Source organism: Streptomyces sichuanensis, assembly GCF_020328095.1.
GTDB lineage: Bacteria > Actinomycetota > Actinomycetes > Streptomycetales > Streptomycetaceae > Streptomyces > Streptomyces cinnamoneus.
Window position 1 is genome coordinate 1 of sequence record NZ_JAIXMK010000101.1, and the last position, 16,762, is coordinate 16,762.

The 16,762-nt window shown below is 70.2% G+C and carries 15 protein-coding genes; 3 read left to right on the top strand and 12 right to left on the bottom strand.

Going from position 1 to position 16,762, the window contains the following annotated elements; genetic code table 11:
- The first annotated feature begins 104 nt into the window (after positions 1–104).
- Both LE181_RS24390 and LE181_RS24395 read left to right on the top strand, forming a co-directional pair.
- The gene (locus LE181_RS24390) at positions 105–1,280 is read left to right on the top strand and encodes a serine hydrolase domain-containing protein (RefSeq protein ID WP_225663634.1); all 1,176 of its coding nucleotides are present in this window, start codon (positions 105–107) and stop codon (positions 1,278–1,280) included.
- A gap of 256 nt (positions 1,281–1,536) precedes the next feature.
- Positions 1,537–2,667 (top strand): helix-turn-helix domain-containing protein, encoded by a 1,131-nt coding sequence (locus tag LE181_RS24395; protein WP_263869351.1) that lies wholly within the window; start codon positions 1,537–1,539, stop codon positions 2,665–2,667.
- Positions 2,668–2,713: 46 nt separating this feature from the next.
- Here the strand turns inward: LE181_RS24395 and LE181_RS24400 are convergent, their stop codons facing one another.
- The 7 genes from LE181_RS24400 to LE181_RS24430 form a co-directional block, all read right to left on the bottom strand.
- A complete protein-coding gene (locus LE181_RS24400; RefSeq protein ID WP_225663636.1) occupies positions 2,714–3,142 on the bottom strand; it encodes a nuclear transport factor 2 family protein in 429 nt (142 codons plus the stop codon).
- A gap of 109 nt (positions 3,143–3,251) precedes the next feature.
- Positions 3,252–4,742 carry a type VI secretion protein gene (locus tag LE181_RS24405; RefSeq protein ID WP_443742924.1) on the bottom strand — a complete coding sequence of 497 codons (1,491 nt, stop codon included), beginning with the start codon at positions 4,740–4,742 and terminating at the stop codon, positions 3,252–3,254.
- 196 nt (positions 4,743–4,938) lie between these two features.
- Positions 4,939–6,369 (bottom strand): ATP-binding protein, encoded by a 1,431-nt coding sequence (locus LE181_RS24410; protein WP_225663638.1) that lies wholly within the window; start codon positions 6,367–6,369, stop codon positions 4,939–4,941.
- A gap of 11 nt (positions 6,370–6,380) precedes the next feature.
- Complete coding sequence (locus LE181_RS24415; protein ID WP_225663639.1) at positions 6,381–7,940, bottom strand: SCO6880 family protein; 1,560 nt, start codon at positions 7,938–7,940, stop codon at positions 6,381–6,383.
- Positions 7,937–9,322 (bottom strand): hypothetical protein, encoded by a 1,386-nt coding sequence (locus LE181_RS24420; RefSeq protein WP_225663640.1) that lies wholly within the window; start codon positions 9,320–9,322, stop codon positions 7,937–7,939. Before LE181_RS24420 ends, LE181_RS24415 begins: the two co-directional genes overlap by 4 nt.
- Positions 9,312–10,154 (bottom strand): DUF8175 domain-containg protein, encoded by an 843-nt coding sequence (locus tag LE181_RS24425; RefSeq protein WP_225663641.1) that lies wholly within the window; start codon positions 10,152–10,154, stop codon positions 9,312–9,314. The genes LE181_RS24420 and LE181_RS24425 overlap by 11 nt, the downstream gene beginning before the upstream one ends.
- Positions 10,155–10,361: 207 nt before the next feature.
- Positions 10,362–10,670, bottom strand: coding sequence for a DUF8827 family protein (locus LE181_RS24430; protein ID WP_190113048.1), 309 nt, complete (start codon positions 10,668–10,670; stop codon positions 10,362–10,364).
- Between the two features lie 325 nt (positions 10,671–10,995).
- On the opposite strand from LE181_RS24430, the gene LE181_RS24435 reads away from it, so the two are divergent.
- A complete protein-coding gene (locus LE181_RS24435; protein WP_225663642.1) occupies positions 10,996–12,360 on the top strand; it encodes a serine/threonine-protein kinase in 1,365 nt (454 codons plus the stop codon).
- 6 nt (positions 12,361–12,366) lie between these two features.
- Here the strand turns inward: LE181_RS24435 and LE181_RS24440 are convergent, their stop codons facing one another.
- The 5 genes from LE181_RS24440 to LE181_RS24460 form a co-directional block, all read right to left on the bottom strand.
- Positions 12,367–12,576, bottom strand: a complete 210-nt coding sequence (locus LE181_RS24440; RefSeq protein WP_225663643.1) for a DUF397 domain-containing protein — start codon at positions 12,574–12,576, stop codon at positions 12,367–12,369.
- A 200-nt stretch (positions 12,577–12,776) separates the two neighbouring features.
- Positions 12,777–12,986: a hypothetical protein gene (locus LE181_RS24445; protein ID WP_225663644.1), complete on the bottom strand. Its 210-nt coding sequence runs from the start codon at positions 12,984–12,986 to the stop codon at positions 12,777–12,779.
- Positions 12,987–13,050: 64 nt separating this feature from the next.
- The gene (locus tag LE181_RS24450) at positions 13,051–13,695 is read right to left on the bottom strand and encodes a hypothetical protein (RefSeq protein WP_225663645.1); all 645 of its coding nucleotides are present in this window, start codon (positions 13,693–13,695) and stop codon (positions 13,051–13,053) included.
- 9 nt (positions 13,696–13,704) lie between these two features.
- Complete coding sequence (locus LE181_RS24455) at positions 13,705–16,209, bottom strand: hypothetical protein (RefSeq protein ID WP_225663646.1); 2,505 nt, start codon at positions 16,207–16,209, stop codon at positions 13,705–13,707.
- Complete coding sequence (locus LE181_RS24460) at positions 16,206–16,592, bottom strand: DUF6507 family protein (RefSeq protein WP_225663647.1); 387 nt, start codon at positions 16,590–16,592, stop codon at positions 16,206–16,208. The genes LE181_RS24455 and LE181_RS24460 overlap by 4 nt, the downstream gene beginning before the upstream one ends.
- Between the last annotated feature and the right edge of the window lie 170 nt (positions 16,593–16,762).

Here is a 16,762-nt window from a genome sequence, read left to right on the forward strand (position 1 = left end):
TGGGACCGCTCTCGTCGGCGATGTGCGAGGGGGCGCCGGTCTCCAGGATGGAACACGTCAGCAAGTGATCCATTGATGCCTGAGACCCGCGGGGGAGAACCATCGTGAACCCAAGCCCTGGAAGCCGCAGGGGCTTCAAGAGCGCCGTCGTCATCGCTGCCGCCGTCGCCGCCATGAGCGCCGGCGCCGTCGGCCCCTCCTTCGCCGCTCGCACTCCGGCGGCCGCGTCCGTACCCGGCGCGTCACTGACGCCTCCGGACGCGGCGGCCCTCCGGCAGGCGATCGCCGGGCTGCCCGACCGGGCCGTTGCCACCGCCGCTCAGGTCAGGGTCGGCGGCAAGGGCGGCTCCTGGCAGGGCACGTCGGGGGAGGCCGACCTCCGTACGCACCGGGCCCCGAAGGGGGACGAGCGCTTCCGCGCCGGCAGCATCACCAAGACGTTCACGGCCGCCGTCGTGCTGCAGCTCGTCCACGAGGGCAGGCTGAGCCTCGACGGGACCGTCCAGCAGTACCTGCCGGGCCTGCTGCCCGCCCACTACCCGAAGGTCCGGGTCCGGCAGTTGCTGAACTACACCAGCGGTCTGCCGAGCGCCGACGGTTCGAAGGAGACGGACTTCGAGAACCGCTTCACCACCTGGGACCACCGGGAACTGGTGCAGCGGGCCTTCTCCAAGCCCATGGAGTTCGTGCCGGGGACACGGCAGCACTACACGAACACCGGTTACAACGTGCTGGGCCTGCTGATCGAGAAGGTCACCGGGCGTGCGTACGAGAGCGAGGTGCGCGACAGGGTCGTCCGCCGGGCGGGCCTCACCGACACCTACAGCCCCGGCAACGATCCCCGCATCCGCGGCCGGTACACGCACGGGTACCAGACCGCCGACGCGGGCTCCCCGCTCGTGGACGTCACGGACTGGAACCAGTCGGCCACCTGGGCCTCCGGGGACCTGATCACGACCACGGCCGATCTGGAGCGCTTCACGTCCGCGCTCTTCCGGGGCCGGGTCGTGCCCGCTCCCGAGCTGGAGCTGATGTTCACCGTTCCCGACGTCCCGTCGTACGAGGGCGGGAAGGTGACCCACACCAGCGGCATGAGCCGCATCGAGATCGGCGACACCGTCGTGTGGGGCAAGTCCGGCGGGCGGTACGGGTACCTCAACGGCTTCGGCGCCACCCGGGACCTGTCGCGCACGCTCGCCTACTCGGTCAATGCCACCGATGCGAAGAGCGAGGCGCAGAACCCCGTGGTCGGCCGGATCATCGCCGCGGCGGGCTTCTAGCCCCCGGGTGCCCCGGTCCCGGATCCCCCCGGATCCCGGACCGGGGCACCCGGGTTCCCTCCCCGGATGGTCCCCCTCGGGCGGGAGCTCCCCCGAGCCGGTCCCCCCGGCCGACAGCTCCCTGCCCGTTCCACGCGCGTCAGTCCCGGATGTGCCCCCCCGTTGCACATCCGGGCCCGATCCGCGGTCGGAACCACTTTCTCCCGGTTCACGGGCGGTCGGTAGTGGCATCTGTAGTGGCATATCGGCAGGCAAGATGGGGTCTGTGTTGATTGGAGAGCTCATCAGAGACCTGCGGACGGCACGGGGGTGGAGCCAGGGCAGGCTGGCGGCGGAGATCAACGACGCCTTTTCGGCACGTCTCACGCGGGAGTACGTCAGCGGCTGGGAACGCGCCAAGGTCCGGCCGGGGCCGTTCTACCTGCGCTGCCTGTCCACGGTGCTGGACGTGCCGCTGGAGGTGCTGGAGGGGGAGGCCGGCCGTGCCGGGCAGTTGGTGCGGTCGAACGGCGCCGCCACCGTCGCGGCGCCCGCGGTGGCCGCCGACCTGTTGAGCACGGGCTTCGCGGTCCGGCTGCGGGGCGGGCCGTCGGCGGAGGAGTGGGAGGCCAAGCTCGCCTCGTACGGCTCCGACTACATGTCGCTGGGGGCGGCCGACATCCAGCACCGGGTCGCGGGGGACCTGGTCGTCGTGCAGCAGCAGCTCGACGATCCGCCCATGTGGGCCGTCGCCGCCCGCCTGATGACCCTCTACGCCACGACCTTCTCCCGTGCCGAGCAGGCGCAGGCCGTCAGCTGGTTCCGGACGGCGGCCGAGGTGGCGGACCGGTCGGGGGACCGCGACGCCCGCGTCTGGGTGCGCGGCCGGGCCGCGCTGTCCCTGGGCTACGGGGGCACGTCGCTGGGCCTCGCCGAGGTACTGGCCGATCAGGCCATGGCCATCACCGACAGGCCCTCCGCGGGGCTGCTGGGCGCCACCCTCGGCAAGGCGTACACGGCGGCGATCCGCGGCGACAAGGCCACGGCGCACCGACTGGCCGACCACGGGCGCCGGCTCTTCGACGCCTCCGCTCCCGCCGCCGGCCGTTCCGAGGGCGTGAGCGACTACGCCATTCCCGCCTGGCGCATGAACGGCTTCCTGTCGCTGCTCTCGGCCCGGGTCGGCGACGAGCGGCGCGCCCTGCAGGCCCAGGAGGCGGCCCGTCGCGAACTGCCGGAGAAACTGCCGCGCTTCGTCGCCCACCTGGAACTGCACACGGGGCTCATGCTGACCCGGGCCGGTGACAAGGCCGCCGGACTCGCCCACGCCCGGGCCACCCTGGACGCCCTGCCGCCCGGGAAGCTCAACGGCACGCTGCAGATGCTGATGGACGAGATCAGGGCCTAGGGGGCTGCGGCCGGGTCCGGGACGGGGCCCAAGGCTGCGGCCGCTTCTAGGGCTGGGGCTGCGGGGTGCAGGCGTCGGCGATCGTGAGGCTGTCCTCGTAGAGGCAGAAGCGCGTGATCAGCCCGTCCTCGACCGTCAGCCGCATCGCGAAGGGCGACCGGAAGGTCTTGCCGGTGGTGCGTACGACGCCACTGACGTGCCCTGTCAGCATGGCCTCGCCGCCGTCCACCACGACCGCCTCGACCGTGGGCCCACCGTCCAGGGGGACCATTCCCTCGGCCAGTTCGCGGAAGTGCCCGGCCACGTCGGCGCGGGTGGAACGCGGCCGGAGCCACGGTACGACCGCGCCGCCGGCGATCAGCCAGTCGACCTGCTCGGCGAACAGGGCGGCGATACGGTCCGGAACCCCCTCCGCGAAGCGGGTCAGGAACTCCTGGACGACCGCACGGGTGTGGCTGCCGCTGACGTTGCCCATTCCGAGCCCCGAGCCTTTCTGCCGCGATTCATGAGATTTGCACACAAAGTAGCGTGCTCGGAACCTTGGCTTCCGCATGGGGTCTCTTGGTGGGGGACGAGCGGGGGCGCTAGCCGGCCGGTAGGGGCCGCCGGGGCCAGCGGGCGCGGGCCTGCTCCTCGGAGCGCATCAGGGCGAGCGTGGGAAGGCCCTGGGCTTCCCCGCCCTCCAGGAGCTCCGGGAGGGCGGGCAGCGGGGCCACCGCCGCCACGTCGTCGAGGACGAGGGCGAGTGGTGGGTCGAGCCGGCCGGAGGATGACCGTTCGGCCATGCGGCGGCCGTGCTCGACCACGCTTGAGGCAAGTGCGGTCAGCAGGGGCATCGCACCTGGGCGGGTGCGGGGATCCTCAATCGCCTCACCCACCACGTACAGCGTTCCCCCTTCGGCGATGAATGATTCCCACGACGGCGAATTGGCTCGATTGGGATTACAGGCGTCGCGGATGTGGACCGACGTGAGGGCGCCGAGGGCACGGGCCGTCAACGCCTGGGCCATGTCGCGCCGCTCGGGGTGCCCGGTGAGTGCCGACTCCAGCTCGCCGGCCGTGCCACCGGTCGCCCTGGGGTGGGTGCGGAGGATGCGTACGGGCTCGTGCGCCGACGTCCCCTGCGCCCACCGGTGGACCTGACGGAAGGGCCGGCCGTCCACGGCGGCGGCGTGCAGCCAGCAGCGCAGCAGGGTTTCGGCCGTGTCGGCGGTGGCCGAGTCGAGGGCGCTGGGCGGGCGTACGGGCGCGAGCAGGGCGGCCGCACGGGCGGCGGCCGTTCCGCGGGACTCGCAGCCGTTGGCGGGGTTCCAGCGGAGGCGGTCGGGGGTGTCGAGGAGATGGGCGGGGTCGAAGACGAGCACCGGCCCCAGCTTGGCTCGGGCGGCCTTCGTGCCGGCCCACAGCCCGGGGTCGCTGGTGACGACGAGGACGGGGCCGGAGGCGTCGAGGACCGCACGGGTGGCCCGGTCGCGGCGGTCTGTGGTGTAGACGAGGCGCTGTGGCGCGGGGGAGGCGGCGGGGCCTGGAGCGGCTGACGCGGCGACGGCGGGTAGGGGCGTGGCCGGGGCCGGTGCAGTGGTCGCCTGAGCGGGTGGCTGGGGCTGCGCGGCAGGCTGGGCCGGGGGCGGGGAGGGGGACAGCGCTGCGGCCTGTGGCTGGGTGGGGGCCTGCGTCTGGGCCTGGACCTGGACTTGTGGCGGGGACTGCGGCTGGGCGGCCGCCACCGGCTGGGGCAGTGTCTCGGTCGGCGCTTGGGCCTGCGCCTGCGTAGGGGGCTGCGTCTGGGCCGGGACCGGGCCCGGCGGTGGCGCTGCCGTCCCGGGGGACGTCACCGCCACCGGCTGCACGCCGGTCGCCGTGCCTGCCGCCTCAGCCGTTACGGCCGTCGCCGATCGGCTGCGCTGCCGTGCCCGTACCGCGCGCCAGCGGGCCACCGTGCCGATCGCGAAGGTCGCCAGCACCACGGCCACCAGCACCTCGCTGATGAGGATTCCCCAGAACAGCCCGTACCCCGAGAGCGCTCCCACGGGCGTCTCCGGCCAGGCGGCCGGGAGGTCGCGGGGCTGGGTCATGAGGTGCCGCAGGGCCTGGGGCGTACGGGTGAGCGACACGCCCTCCGGCCAGGCGCCGTGGGCGAGCAGGGCGGAGAGGCCGGTGGCCGTCCAGACGAGCAGCGTCAGGCCGAGCAGGAAGGCGATGACGGTGAGCAGCAGCCCATCCGGAATTCCACGTTCCGGGGTGGGTTCCCGGTCCCGTATGGGGGGCACGTCACGCCACCGTGGACTCGGAGGGTGGCGCGGCAGGCGACCCGTAGGGCTCGTCGGCGAAGTCGGCGTTCCGCGCGGCGGCCGCCCGTTCCGCCGCGGCCGCCTCGGCGGACGCCTCGCGGGCGAAGCCGCCGTCCTCGGTCATGGCGCGGTCGGTGTAGACCAGCGGGCGTTCGGCGTCGGTGATCAGGTGTTTGACGACCTGGACGTTGCCGTTGACGTCCCACACGGCGATGCCCGGCGTGAGCGTGGGGATGATCTCGACCGCCCAGCGCGGCAGTCCCAGGACGCGGCCCGTGGCGCGGGCCTCGTCGGCCTTCTGGGCGTAGATGGTGCGGGTCGAGGCCATCTTCAGGATGGCCGCGGCCTCCTTCGCGGCGGCGCCGTCGACGACGTCGGAGAGGTGGTGGACCACCGCAACGAACGACAGGCCCAGCCGTCGGCCGAACTTGAGCAGCCGTTGGAAGAGCTGGGCCACGAACGGCGAGTTGATGATGTGCCAGGCTTCTTCGACCAGGAAGATGCGCTTCTTGCGGTCCGGCCTGATCCAGGTGTGTTCCAGCCAGACGCCCACGATCGCCATCAGGATGGGCATGGCGATGGAGTTGCGGTCGATGTGGGAGAGGTCGAAGACGATCAGCGGGGCGTCGAGGTCGATGCCGGCCGTCGTCGGTCCGTCGAACATGCCGCGCAGGTCACCGTCGACCAGACGGTCCAGCACGAGCGCCACGTCCAGGCCCCAGGCCCGTACGTCGTCTATGTCGACGTTCATCGACTCGGCGGACTCGGCCTCCGGGTGCCGCAGCTGCTCGACGATGTCCGTCAGGACGGGCTGGCGGTCGAGGATCGTGTCGTTGACGTACGCGTGGGCGACCTTGAGGGCGAAGCCGGCCCGCTCGTCGAGGCCGCGGCCGGTGGCGACCTCGATGATCGTGCGGAGGAGGGCGAGCTGGCCGGTCGTGGTGATCGCCGGGTCGAGCGGGTTGAGGCGGATGCCGCCGTTGAGGGCGGCCGTCGGGTCCAGCCGGATGGGGGTTATGCCCAGCTGCTGGGCGATCAGGTTCCACTCGCCGACGCCGTCCTCGCCCTGTGCGTCCAGGACGACGACCTGCCGGTCGCGGAAGCGCAGCTGCCGCAGGACGTACGTCTTCTCCAGCGCCGACTTGCCGTTGCCGGACTCGCCGAGGACGAGCCAGTGCGGGGCGGGCAGCTGCTGGCCGTAGAGCTGGAACGGGTCGTAGATGTAGCCCTTGCCGGAGTAGACCTCACGCCCGATGATCACGCCCGAGTCGCCGAGGCCGGGGGCCGCGGTGGGGAGGTAGACGGCCTGCGCCTGCCCGGTCGAGGTCCGTACGGGCAGCCGGGTGGTTTCGACCTTTCCGAAGAGGAAACTGGTGAAGGCGTCGGTGACGGCGGAGAGCGGATCGAGCACGGCGTTTGCCCCTATCGTCGGATGCCGGTCGCGAACGGCAGCGTGTTGACGAACGCCCGGTGGTGCTCGCGGTCGCACCACTCAAGCTTGAGGTAGCTCTTTCCGGCAGACGCTCTTATGGTCCGCTTGTCGCGCGCCAGCGCTTCGGGGGAGCGCGAGGAGACGGTGATGTAGCCGACGAGGTTGACGCCCGCCGCGCCGCTGGCGAGGTCCTCGCCGCGCTGGTCGACGCGCGAGTGGTGGGCCACGTCGCGCGGGTCGACGACGCGGTTCATCTTGGCGGCGCGGGAGGCGTCCGCGTCGTCGTTCGTCTTCTCCGTCAGCATCCGCTCGATGGCCACGTCGGTCGGCTCCAGGTCCATGCAGACCGCGACCGTACGGATCACATCGGGGGTGTGGACGAGCAGGGGGGCGAGGAAGTTGACGCCCACGGGCGTCATCGGCCACTCCTTCACCCAGGCGGTGGAGTGGCACCAGGGCGCGCGGGTGGAGGACTCGCGCGTCTTGGCCTGGAGGTAGGTGGGCTCCATGGCGTCCAGCTCGGCCGGCCAGGCGTTGCGCTTCGTCATCGCCTGGATGTGGTCGATCGGGTGGTCGGGGTCGTACATGGAGTGCACGAGCGACGCCAGCCGCCCCTGCCCGAGCGGCTGGCGGACCCGGATGTCGGCCTCGGCCAGCCGCGCGCAGATGTCCGTCAGCTCGCGGGCCATGACCACGGCCAGGCCCGCGTCGCGGTCCAGCGTGCGCTTGCCGCGCTCGTGCCGGGAGGCGCGGGCGATGGCCTGCGCCTCGGCGGCCAGCTCACGGCCGTAGTGCATGCAGGCGACGAGGTAGGCGCGGTGCTGCTCGGAGGAGGTGGAGACCATCGACTGCAGCTGGTCGTAGGAGTCCTTGAGCCAGTCCGGCGACCGCTGGTCGCCGCGCCGCTCGACGTCCTTGGCGTGCGCGTCGGGGTCGGCGGGGAGCGTACGGGCCAGCATCTGGATGCGGGTGACGTAGCCGTCGCCGTTGGCGACGTGCTTCAGGAGCGTGCCGAAGCGCTCGACGAGCGCCTCCTGGTCCTCGGAGTCGCGCAGGCCGACGCCGGGGCCCTCGATCTCGATGGCGGCGGTGACGGTGCGGCGGTCGGCGTGGAGCAGCACGGCGATCTCGTCCGGCCCGAAGGGCGCGGACAGCCAGTTGATCCGCCCGATCCCGGGCGGCGGGCCGACCTCGACCTCGCGGCCGTCCAGCTGCGTGCCCGCCTCCATCGCGCCCGAGCGGTAGGTGGTGCCGCGGCGCAGCGTCCGTTTGTACGAGCGGTTGATTTCAAACCACTTGTAGAACGTGCGGCCCTTGTACGGGACGTAGACGGCGGCGAGCGACAGCGCCGGGAAGCCGGTGAGGGCGAGGATCCGCACCGGGAGGAAGGGGATCAGCAGTCCGCACATCATGCCCAGGAACGCGCCCGCGATGATCAGCGCGATCTCGCCGCTCTCGCGGTTCTTGCCCACGACCGCGTTCGGGCGTGCGCGGCCGATCAGATACGTACGGCGGGCCGCGATCGGCTGGGACTGGGCCGGGACCGTCAACTCCGCTCACCTCCGGATGTATTGCTCTTGCTGTTGTTCTGCGCACGCGACGCGGGCGCGGGGGCGGGGGCTGCGGAGGGAGCGCTTCCATTGCCGCCCGGGCCACCGCTCGGGGCGGCGGGCCGGGCACTGTGGGCGGCGACACCGCCGGAGACCGGGTGGGCGGGCCGGGCCTGCTGGGCGGAGCCGTTGCCGTTGCCGCGGGCGCTGTGGGTGGTGATGCCCTGCTTGACCAGGGCGGCGGGCGAGGAGATCACGGCGGCCGCCTGGCGGGACGCCGCGTCGTTGGAGGCGTTGCGGCTCTTGATGATCTCGTCGCCGAAGCCGGGGACGAAGCGGTAGATCATCGCACTGGCGAAGATGGCGAGGATGATGATCGCGAGCCCGGACACGACGGCGGAGAAGGCGGTCGGCCCGTCGCCCGCGGACAGCGCCCCGGCGAGCCCCAGCACAATCATGATGACCGGCTTGACCAGAATGACCGCGATCATGATCCCGGCCCAGCGGCGGACGTGCCCCCACATGTCCTTGTCGACCAGCCCGGAGTACACGGCGGTACCGAGGAGCGCCCCCACGTAGAGCAGGGCCGCCCGGATCACCAGCTCCAGCCAGAGGACGCCGGCGGCGAGGACGGACACGAGCGATACGACGATCAGCATGATCGGACCGCCGCCGATGCCGTTGCCCTTCTTGAGCGCGTCGGAGAACCCGGCGAAGAACTTGTCGTTGTTCGCCCCCGAACCACTGGCGATGACGTCGGTGACCGCGTCGGTCGCCGAGACGACGGTGTAGAGGACGAGCGGCGTGAAGGCGGACGCCAGCACGGTGAGCCACAGGAACCCGATGGCCTCACTGACCGCCTCCGTCACCGGCACCCCGCGCACGGCCCGCTTGGCCACGGCCAGCAGCCACAGGACGAGCGTGAGGATGGTGGAGGCGGCGAAGACGACGGCGTACTGACGGAGGAAGGGGGCGTTGGTGAAGTCGACGGCGCCGGTGGAGTGGATGGCGTCGGAGAGCTTGTCGATGATCCAGGAGCCGGCTTCGGCACAGCCCTTGGCGAGGGAGGCCAGGGGGTCGAGGGCGGATTGGGAGTCGGTGGGCGGGGCGTTGTTGCCGGCTCCGCCGCCGCCTTTGTGGCCTTGGCAGTATTCCTTGGCGGGGCCGCGGATGAGATCACAAGGGTCGTTGCCCGTTCCGGCGCTGGCCGAGGGCGCAGGGGTCGGTGTTGCACTCCCCCCGGGGGTGGGCGTGGGGGTAGCGCTTGTCCCAGGGGTGGGCGGGGGTGACGGAGCAGCGAAGGCCCTCGCCGACAGAACGACAGCGGTTGTCTGGACGGCTGTCAGCGCCGCTGCGACGGAGAGGCGGCGACTAGCGGGCATAGGTGAACCCTCCGAACCCTTCCACAGCGTCCGACATCTCCTTGGCCGAGGAAGCGACCTGGTCACGGGCGACCGGAGTCGGACCGTCCTTCTGCGTGAAACCGGTGACCTTCCAGTCGTCACCGGTCCACTTCAGGTCGAACGTGTTGGTGTACCAGCTGTCGGCGACGGGGTGGGTGGAGCTCTCACCGGCGATCCCGAACAGCGAGGAGTACCAGACGGCGACGCTCGCCGTATCGCCTGCGTACTTGACGACCCTGGTACCTGCGGGGTTGGTGCGGGAAACGAAGGTCATGCCCTTCGGGGCATTGCCATTGGCATCGAGGCCGATCTTCTGCAAGAACTCCTGGTCCGAGTAGACCTTGTCGAGGTCGCCCTGCCGGGCCGCGGCGACGTCCGGCGCGTAAACGGCGTTGACGATCGCGTGACGGCTGTCCGCCCTGAACATGCCGTCCCCGCCCAACGCCACGGCAAAGTTGGCCGCCGCCGACTGCGCCCCCTGCTCCGAATGGGCGAAACCGGAGGCGATGCCTCCGGTCTTTCCGTCCACCGGCTTCACGCCCGACGGCGCCGTCGCCCCGCTGCGGGGGCCGTCCTTCGCGGCGTCCCCGTCCGTGCTGCCGGAACCCGAGCCGCCGCCTCTGTTGGCGAAGGCGATGGCGGCGATGAGCAGCACGACGACGGCGACCACCGACATCAGGTTGCGGTTGGACGGCCGCCCCGTGCGGCCCCGGCGGGGCGGTGCGTACGGGTCGACCTCACCCTCGGGGAGCCGGGTGCGCGTCACGTGGTGACCGCCGCCACTGCCGTAGTCGTCGTCGCCGAGACTCATCGCTCGCCTGCTCCCTCATACGTCGTGGCTGGCTTGCCGCCCGTATATGACGGTAGCGGTGTGAAGAGAATCCGGGGGGAGGGCGAAGGAGTGTGAGGGGGCATCAGGTGGCAGCCTCGGTGCGGGTGGACTCGGGGACGAGAGGGTCTGCGCGGGACGATGCGCGGAGGGGCAGGGGGGAGCGGAAAGGGGGCGCGTGGGGCGGCGCTAGACGGCCATGCCGTAGACGATCGTGAACAGCGTGCCGAGCGAGCCGATGATGAACACACCGGTGAGCCCGGCGACGATCAACCCCTTGCCCTGCTCCGCGCTGAACGTGTCGCGCAGCGCCGTTGCGCCGATGCGCTGCTTCGCCGCGCCCCAGATGGCGATCGCCAGGCACAGGAGGATCGCCGCTGCCATGATGACCTCGATCATCACGCGCGCTTCCTGGCCGAGTTGGCCGAACGGACCCCATTTCGGGGCGATTCCGCCAATGATGGTGTTGATGTCGCCCTTGCCGGCAGCCAAAAACATTTCTAACTCACCGCCCCTTGTGGGTTGTTGTATCCCCCCTGCCGCACGGCAAAGGTCAGGACCTATCTTCGCCGACGAAGCCGCCGCTGCATGTCGATTTGGCGGCATTTTTTGTCGGAACCCGTATGGGCGAGCGGTGGTGCCGCTCTGACCTGCGGCGAAGCCCCGTTGTCAGTGGGGAGCCCTAGGGTGACTCTGTGTATCACGCGTATGGACGGCGAGCAATGTCCATCGGGGGCAGGGGGCGCGGAGATGTTCAAACGACAGTCTGTTCGGTGGGTACTCTTCGTGCTCGGCGCAGGGTGCGAGATCAAAGGTGGTACGGGTGCTGGTTGCCGGGCGTTACCGGTTGGGGGAGCTGCTCGGCCGCGGCGGAATGGGCGAAGTCTGGCACGGACACGACGAGGTGCTGGGGCGTCAGGTCGCGGTCAAGCTGATGCTGGGCGACGACGGCGACGAGTCCGCGCCGATGCGCTTCCAGATGGAGGCGCAGACGGCCGCCCGTCTGAATCACCCTCAGGTCGTTGCGGTGTACGACTTCGGCGCGTGGGAGGGCCGCTTCTATCTGGTCATGGAGCTGGTCCGGGGGCCGAGCCTGGCCGCCGAGCTGTCCGCCCAGGGCCGGCTGCCGGTCCGGCGCGTCGCCTCGCTGGCCGCGCAGACGGCTTCCGGGCTGGCGGCCGCCCACGAGCAGGGAGTGGTCCACCGGGACGTGAAGCCGGGCAACCTCATGGTCGACGAGGCGACCGGCGCACTGAAGATCGGCGACTTCGGTATCGCCCGTTTCGTCGACGAGACCTCGGCCGGCCTGACGCGCGCGGGCCAGATCGTCGGTACGAGCACCTACCTCGCCCCCGAGCGGGCACTGGGCAGGACGGCGGGTCCGGAATCGGACGTGTACGCGCTGGGCTGTGTGCTGTACCAGCTGTTGGTGGGCAGACCGCCGTTCTGGTCGGACAATCCGACCACGTTGCTCTACATGCACGTGGACAGCCGGCCGGAGTCGCCACGGTTGCAGCGTGGTGAGGTGCCGTACGCGTTCGAAGCGTTCTTGATGCGGATGCTGGCCAAGACGCCGGAGGAGCGTCCGTCGGCGCAGGAGGTGGCGGACTTCTTCGCGGGGCCGTCCTGGGAGGACAGCGCGCAGCCGCTGCCGCCGGCGGCCGTGCGGCAGCCGGCCGCCGTTCCGCCGCGGCCGGTCGTCACGCCGCCGCCGTCTGCCGGGCCCGTGGCACCCGCTGCCCCGCCTGCGCCCCCGGCGCGGGGGGAGGCGACGACGGCGTATGCGGTGCCGTCTCGGGCGGGGCGGAAGAGGCGGCTGCTGTTCGGTGTGGCTGCCGGGACGGCGGTTTTTGCGGTGGCCGCCCTGGTGGGTACGTCCCTGTTCGGGTCCGACGGCGATGGCGGCGGCTCCCGGCCGCCGTCGGTGCCGGGCGCCGACCTGGCGCCGGGCACCGATGCGGAGCCGGACGACGGCAAGGCCAAGCACGGCGGCACCCCGCACCGGGGGAGCAAGGCCCCGAAGCCGGATGCCGACGTGGATGCCGGGCCGACGAAGGTGGGGAAGCCGCGGCCGTCGGCCTCGCCGCGGCCCAAGCGGTCGCCGTCGTCCTCCTCTGTGTCGCCGTCGCCCAGCCAGCGGAAGAAGCTGGACAAGAAGACGGAGGGGGAGGAGAGGGACGACGGCTGAGGACGGTCAGTCCTCGATGCCCTCGACGAAATGGTCGAACTCGCCGGCCTTGACCCCGAGAACGAAGGCGTCCCACTTGGCGTCGGTGGTCACGACGACCTTCTCGGGGTTGATGTTCTCCCGGATGTAGACGTTGCCGTCGTCCCCGAAGGCGATCTCCAGGTACTCGGTGAGCGTCTCGTCGTCAGTGGCCGGGATCCAGTTGAGCTCGGGCACGCGTCGCCCTCCTCAGGGTGCGATGTTCGGATGAACGTCGCCGCACACGATAGAGGAGCGACGAAGGGCCTGTCGGGAGCGGATACTCACCGGCGGCCGTCCCGTGCCAGGTGGCGGGTGCCGGAGCCCGTGCCCACGGAGGCACCGGCGACGGGCTGGTCGCTGTTGACCAGCTCAGGCCCCGTTCAGTGCTTCGCGGACTACCGCGGCGAGCGCCCCGAAGTCCGGCAGTTCGCGGAGTACAGGGCGATAAACCGCTCCATTTCGGGCGCTGCAGAGTCATTCATCAACTCGACCAGCCCGGGAACGCGTTCCATGTGCCGGGGGTCATCGAACGCCTTGTGCAGCACGTCGTCCGTCGTCGAATTGCCATCGAAATCCGTGTAGAGCAATTCTTTGAAACGCGTCATCGCTTTCCTCCCTTCGAGCTCAGGAACTGGAACGGACCCGTGATGCACTCACTGGGCACGGGTTTCACAGGCTGTCGGTGACGTCGGGGCCGGAACCGTCCGGGTTGGCTTCCGGCGTCCCGATGCCGAGCCCTGAGGCATAGCCAAAATACGTGGCCTCACCCGGTTCAGGGGTCACGCCGAGCATGGAGCTTATTTCCTGCAGCGCTGCGGTAAGGCGGGGTGCGTTCCGCCCGTACACGTCCGGGTGCGGCGTTCCGGAGAAATCGAACCAGGCCCAGACGTCATGGTGAACGGCGAGCTCCGCCGAGAGCCCGATAGGGGCCGGGGAAACCGACAGATCTACGAGACCAGGTTCACGGTGGGCGTTTCCCTCGGCATCGATCCATGTCCCTGCACCAAGGATGTGGATGTCGTCCACGTCGGCTTCCGGGAAGCCTGACGGCCGACTCTTCAGGACTCGGTCAGGGAGGGACGGATCGTCCAGCGGGACAGTGAGCGCAATATTTGACCTGATGCCGACGCCGCCCACATCCAAGACGTACCAGTCGTATTCGAGCCGGTGCGGTGTGAGCAGGCCGTGCCGGTTCAGAACGGCTGCCATCCGAGCCGCGACGGCCAGAGCAGACTCCAAACCCGGCTCGGCCACCTCGTCGAGGTCCCAGAACCATGATCCGCATTCACGCGGTGCGCGCATCAGGGTCGACATGAATGCTCCTTACGGATAAACGGAACCATTGGGCGGGACTGTGATGGACCCGTCTTCGAAACGCAGGTGGAAAGTGGCATTTGCTCGCCTTGCGTGGAACTCGACTTCCTTCAGCATCTTAGCGTTGAAGCCGTCGATCGATTGATGTACGTCCAGTAGCGCGACCTTCTGGGTGGCGGTTCCGGATTGGAGCTGTTTGGCCGCCTTCTTGGCAGCGCCCTTGATGGCATCGATGGTGCTCACATCCTTGAGCTGGTACCCGTAGTGCGGTGTGCCGTCCTCAAGGACAGTGGCCACGTCGAAATCGAGGCCCGTTGCCTCGTCTTCGAGCTCGAAAACAAGTCGGGAGAAGCCCCGGTTCTGCAGCTCGGTTGCATGCTTCAGCGCCATGGACGCGGCGGGCAGCATTCCCTTGTCCGGCGGCTTGGGACCCTGCTTGCACATATTGAGGATTTTGTCGTATTTCGGGACATCGCTGAGATGGCCGCGGGTGATCAGGTCCGCGATCTCGGCACCGTGCGGATTCTTGCCGAGGGTCCTCAGCGCGCGGGCTTGATCCGCAGGGAGCATCTTCGCCCGCTCGAAGGCCTCGACGACGCCCGCTTGCTGCTCGGTGCGCATGGGCTCCGAGGGCGTCGACGCCGCGTCCGTGCCGCGGCTGTACCGCTCCGGTTCGATGTCGTCGAGGGGTTTTCCTGCTGCGCCGCTCGGGGGTGTGTGCTCTGCCTGCGTCGGTGTACTCGGCCTGTCGGTGGGGCCGTCTCCCAGCCCGCTCGTGGAACTCTCGCCGTGACGGCCCGCAGAGCCCTCGGCAACACCGCCGGCCGGTGGTTCCCCGTGAGACGGCGAGGGGCCGTGCGACGATCCCGCGGGAGGCTCATGGCTTGCAGAGGGGCCATGACCGAGGTCGTGGCCGCCGCTGCTCGGACCGTGCCCGGAGTGGGCGGGGGTGTCACGGACGCCTCGCAGGGGCGGCGTGTGCCCGCCGTCGGTAGTGATTCCGGGCTGTTCATGGGCGGCCGCCCGCCCGGCTGACCCGTCTGCAGCCCCGCCGCCGATGTGCGTGGCGCTGCCGGTGCTCTCACCGCCGCTGCTGACGCTGGCGAGGACGCGCTTGTCGGCCGTAGTCGTGGCCTCCCGCGGCATCGCCAGGTCGTGCTTGCTCGGTTCCTTGGGGGCTTCCGCGCCGGGGTGTTTGATGCCGGTGTTGTCGCGGATGGTGCCGTCCGGGTGGAGGTACTGGGGCTTGCCGTCCAGGGTGGGGAGTTCTACCGAGGACGGGTTGTGGGCGCCTATTCGGCCCAGGCTCTGCCTGACCTCCGACGCGATGTCGCCGATCTTCGGTATCGCGAGCTTCGTGGCCGCCACGCTCAGGCCCGTGGCCTTCTGCACGTACGTCGCCGGGTCGACGTAGCGCCCCACCGTGCCGAGTGCGGTGGCGGCCTTGGCCGCCCTGGCGGCCGCGGCTGCGGCGCCGCCGGCTTCGCCTGCCGCGCCGGCCTGGCCCGCCTTGCCGGCCGCGCCGGCCTTCAGGAGGGGGCCCGAGGCGATGGTCAGCACATTGAAGGCGACGGTTCCCGCCGCGCGGCTCGGGTTCGTCTTCCACTCGTCGTAGGCGATGAAGGACTTGCCGAACTCCCTGGCCGCCTTCTTCGCCCGGATCTCGTCGGGGCTGTCCTTGTCCCTGAGCATCGTCTGGTCGAAGACCATGTCGAAGGGCTTCGTGGCGTACAGGCCGATTCCGTAGACGGTGGTGCCCAGGCCGCTCCAGGTTTCCTTGAACGTCTTGCCGTCGGTGAAGTTGGCCAGGTGGTAGAGGCCCTTGGCGGCGTTTCCCAGGCCGTCGACGAAGAATCCCTTGGCGGCGTTCGTCGCCGTGTCCGCCGTCCAGTGCCACGCCGCCTCCAGACCGTCGTAGTCGCGCTTCTCGACCACGCCCCACGGGGTCTTGGTGGCCTTTCCGGCCTCGCTCGGGTCGTAGCCGTACATTCCCTTCTTGTGGCTGCCGTCGTCGACGGTCAGGCGGAGGCTCTTGTCGAAGACGCCGGTGATCTTGTTGAAGGCTTCGAGTTCGGCGGCGTGGAACTTCTCCTGGGCGACCGCCACGGCCTGGATCAGGTGCTTGTTGCGGTCGATCTTGCTCTGGTCCTTGAGCCAGCGGTCGCTGTCGCCGATCTCCGCGCGGAAGGCCACCGCCTGCTCGCGCAGGCTGTCCAGCTCCTTGACGATGGGGCGGATCGCCGAGGCGTACGTGGCCAGCGCGGACTTCACCGTCTCCAGGCCGTCCGCGAAGTGGTCGGCCTTGTCGCGCACCGGCAGGGTGCTGTCCAGCAGCTGCTTGGCCTCGGGGGCGTCGTACCAGGTCGAGAGACCCTGAAAGGTGGAGTGGGTGTTCGCGCCCGTGGTGCGGACGTTCGAGGCGTCCTTGGCCAGGGCGGCGATGTCCCGTTCCAGTGCGCCGACGTCGCCCGTGAAGTGGGGAATGAAGATCGGGTCGATCGGGGAGCTGTTCACTTCTTGTCCCCCGGCTTGCCCAGGACGGCTGCGATTTCCTCGGGTGTCGGCGCCTTGCAGGCGGCCGCCTGCTTGTTCGCGGCCATCTCCAGGTCGCCGTGCTCGTACGCGGCGGTGGCGTCGATCGCCCCCTGCAGGGACTTCTTCGCGCGCACCGCGATGAACGCGAGCTCCGGCGTGGCGTGCTGGGTATAGGCCGCCAGCGCCAGCCCGACCAGCCCCGTGCTCGCGTCGCAGGGCCCGACGAGGGCGCCTGCGTGCCCGGCGGCGGACTGCGTGTGCGTGCTGTACGAGGTGGCCTCGTCCCCCAGCTTGCCGATGACCTCCGACGTACTGGAGATCACCCCCCGGACGCCGGCGGGCTTGATGTCCCATCGAGACATGGTGGTGCGGACCCCTCCCCGGGAATGCAACGGTGCCAGTGCAACTGCATGAACCTGGCACATACAGTTGACACCGCGTCACACCGTAGGTGACGCGGGGGTGGGGCGTCGTGAGTATGCGTACTCATGTGCAATGCCGTGGGGTGCCGGCTGTGGAGATGCAGCGGAGC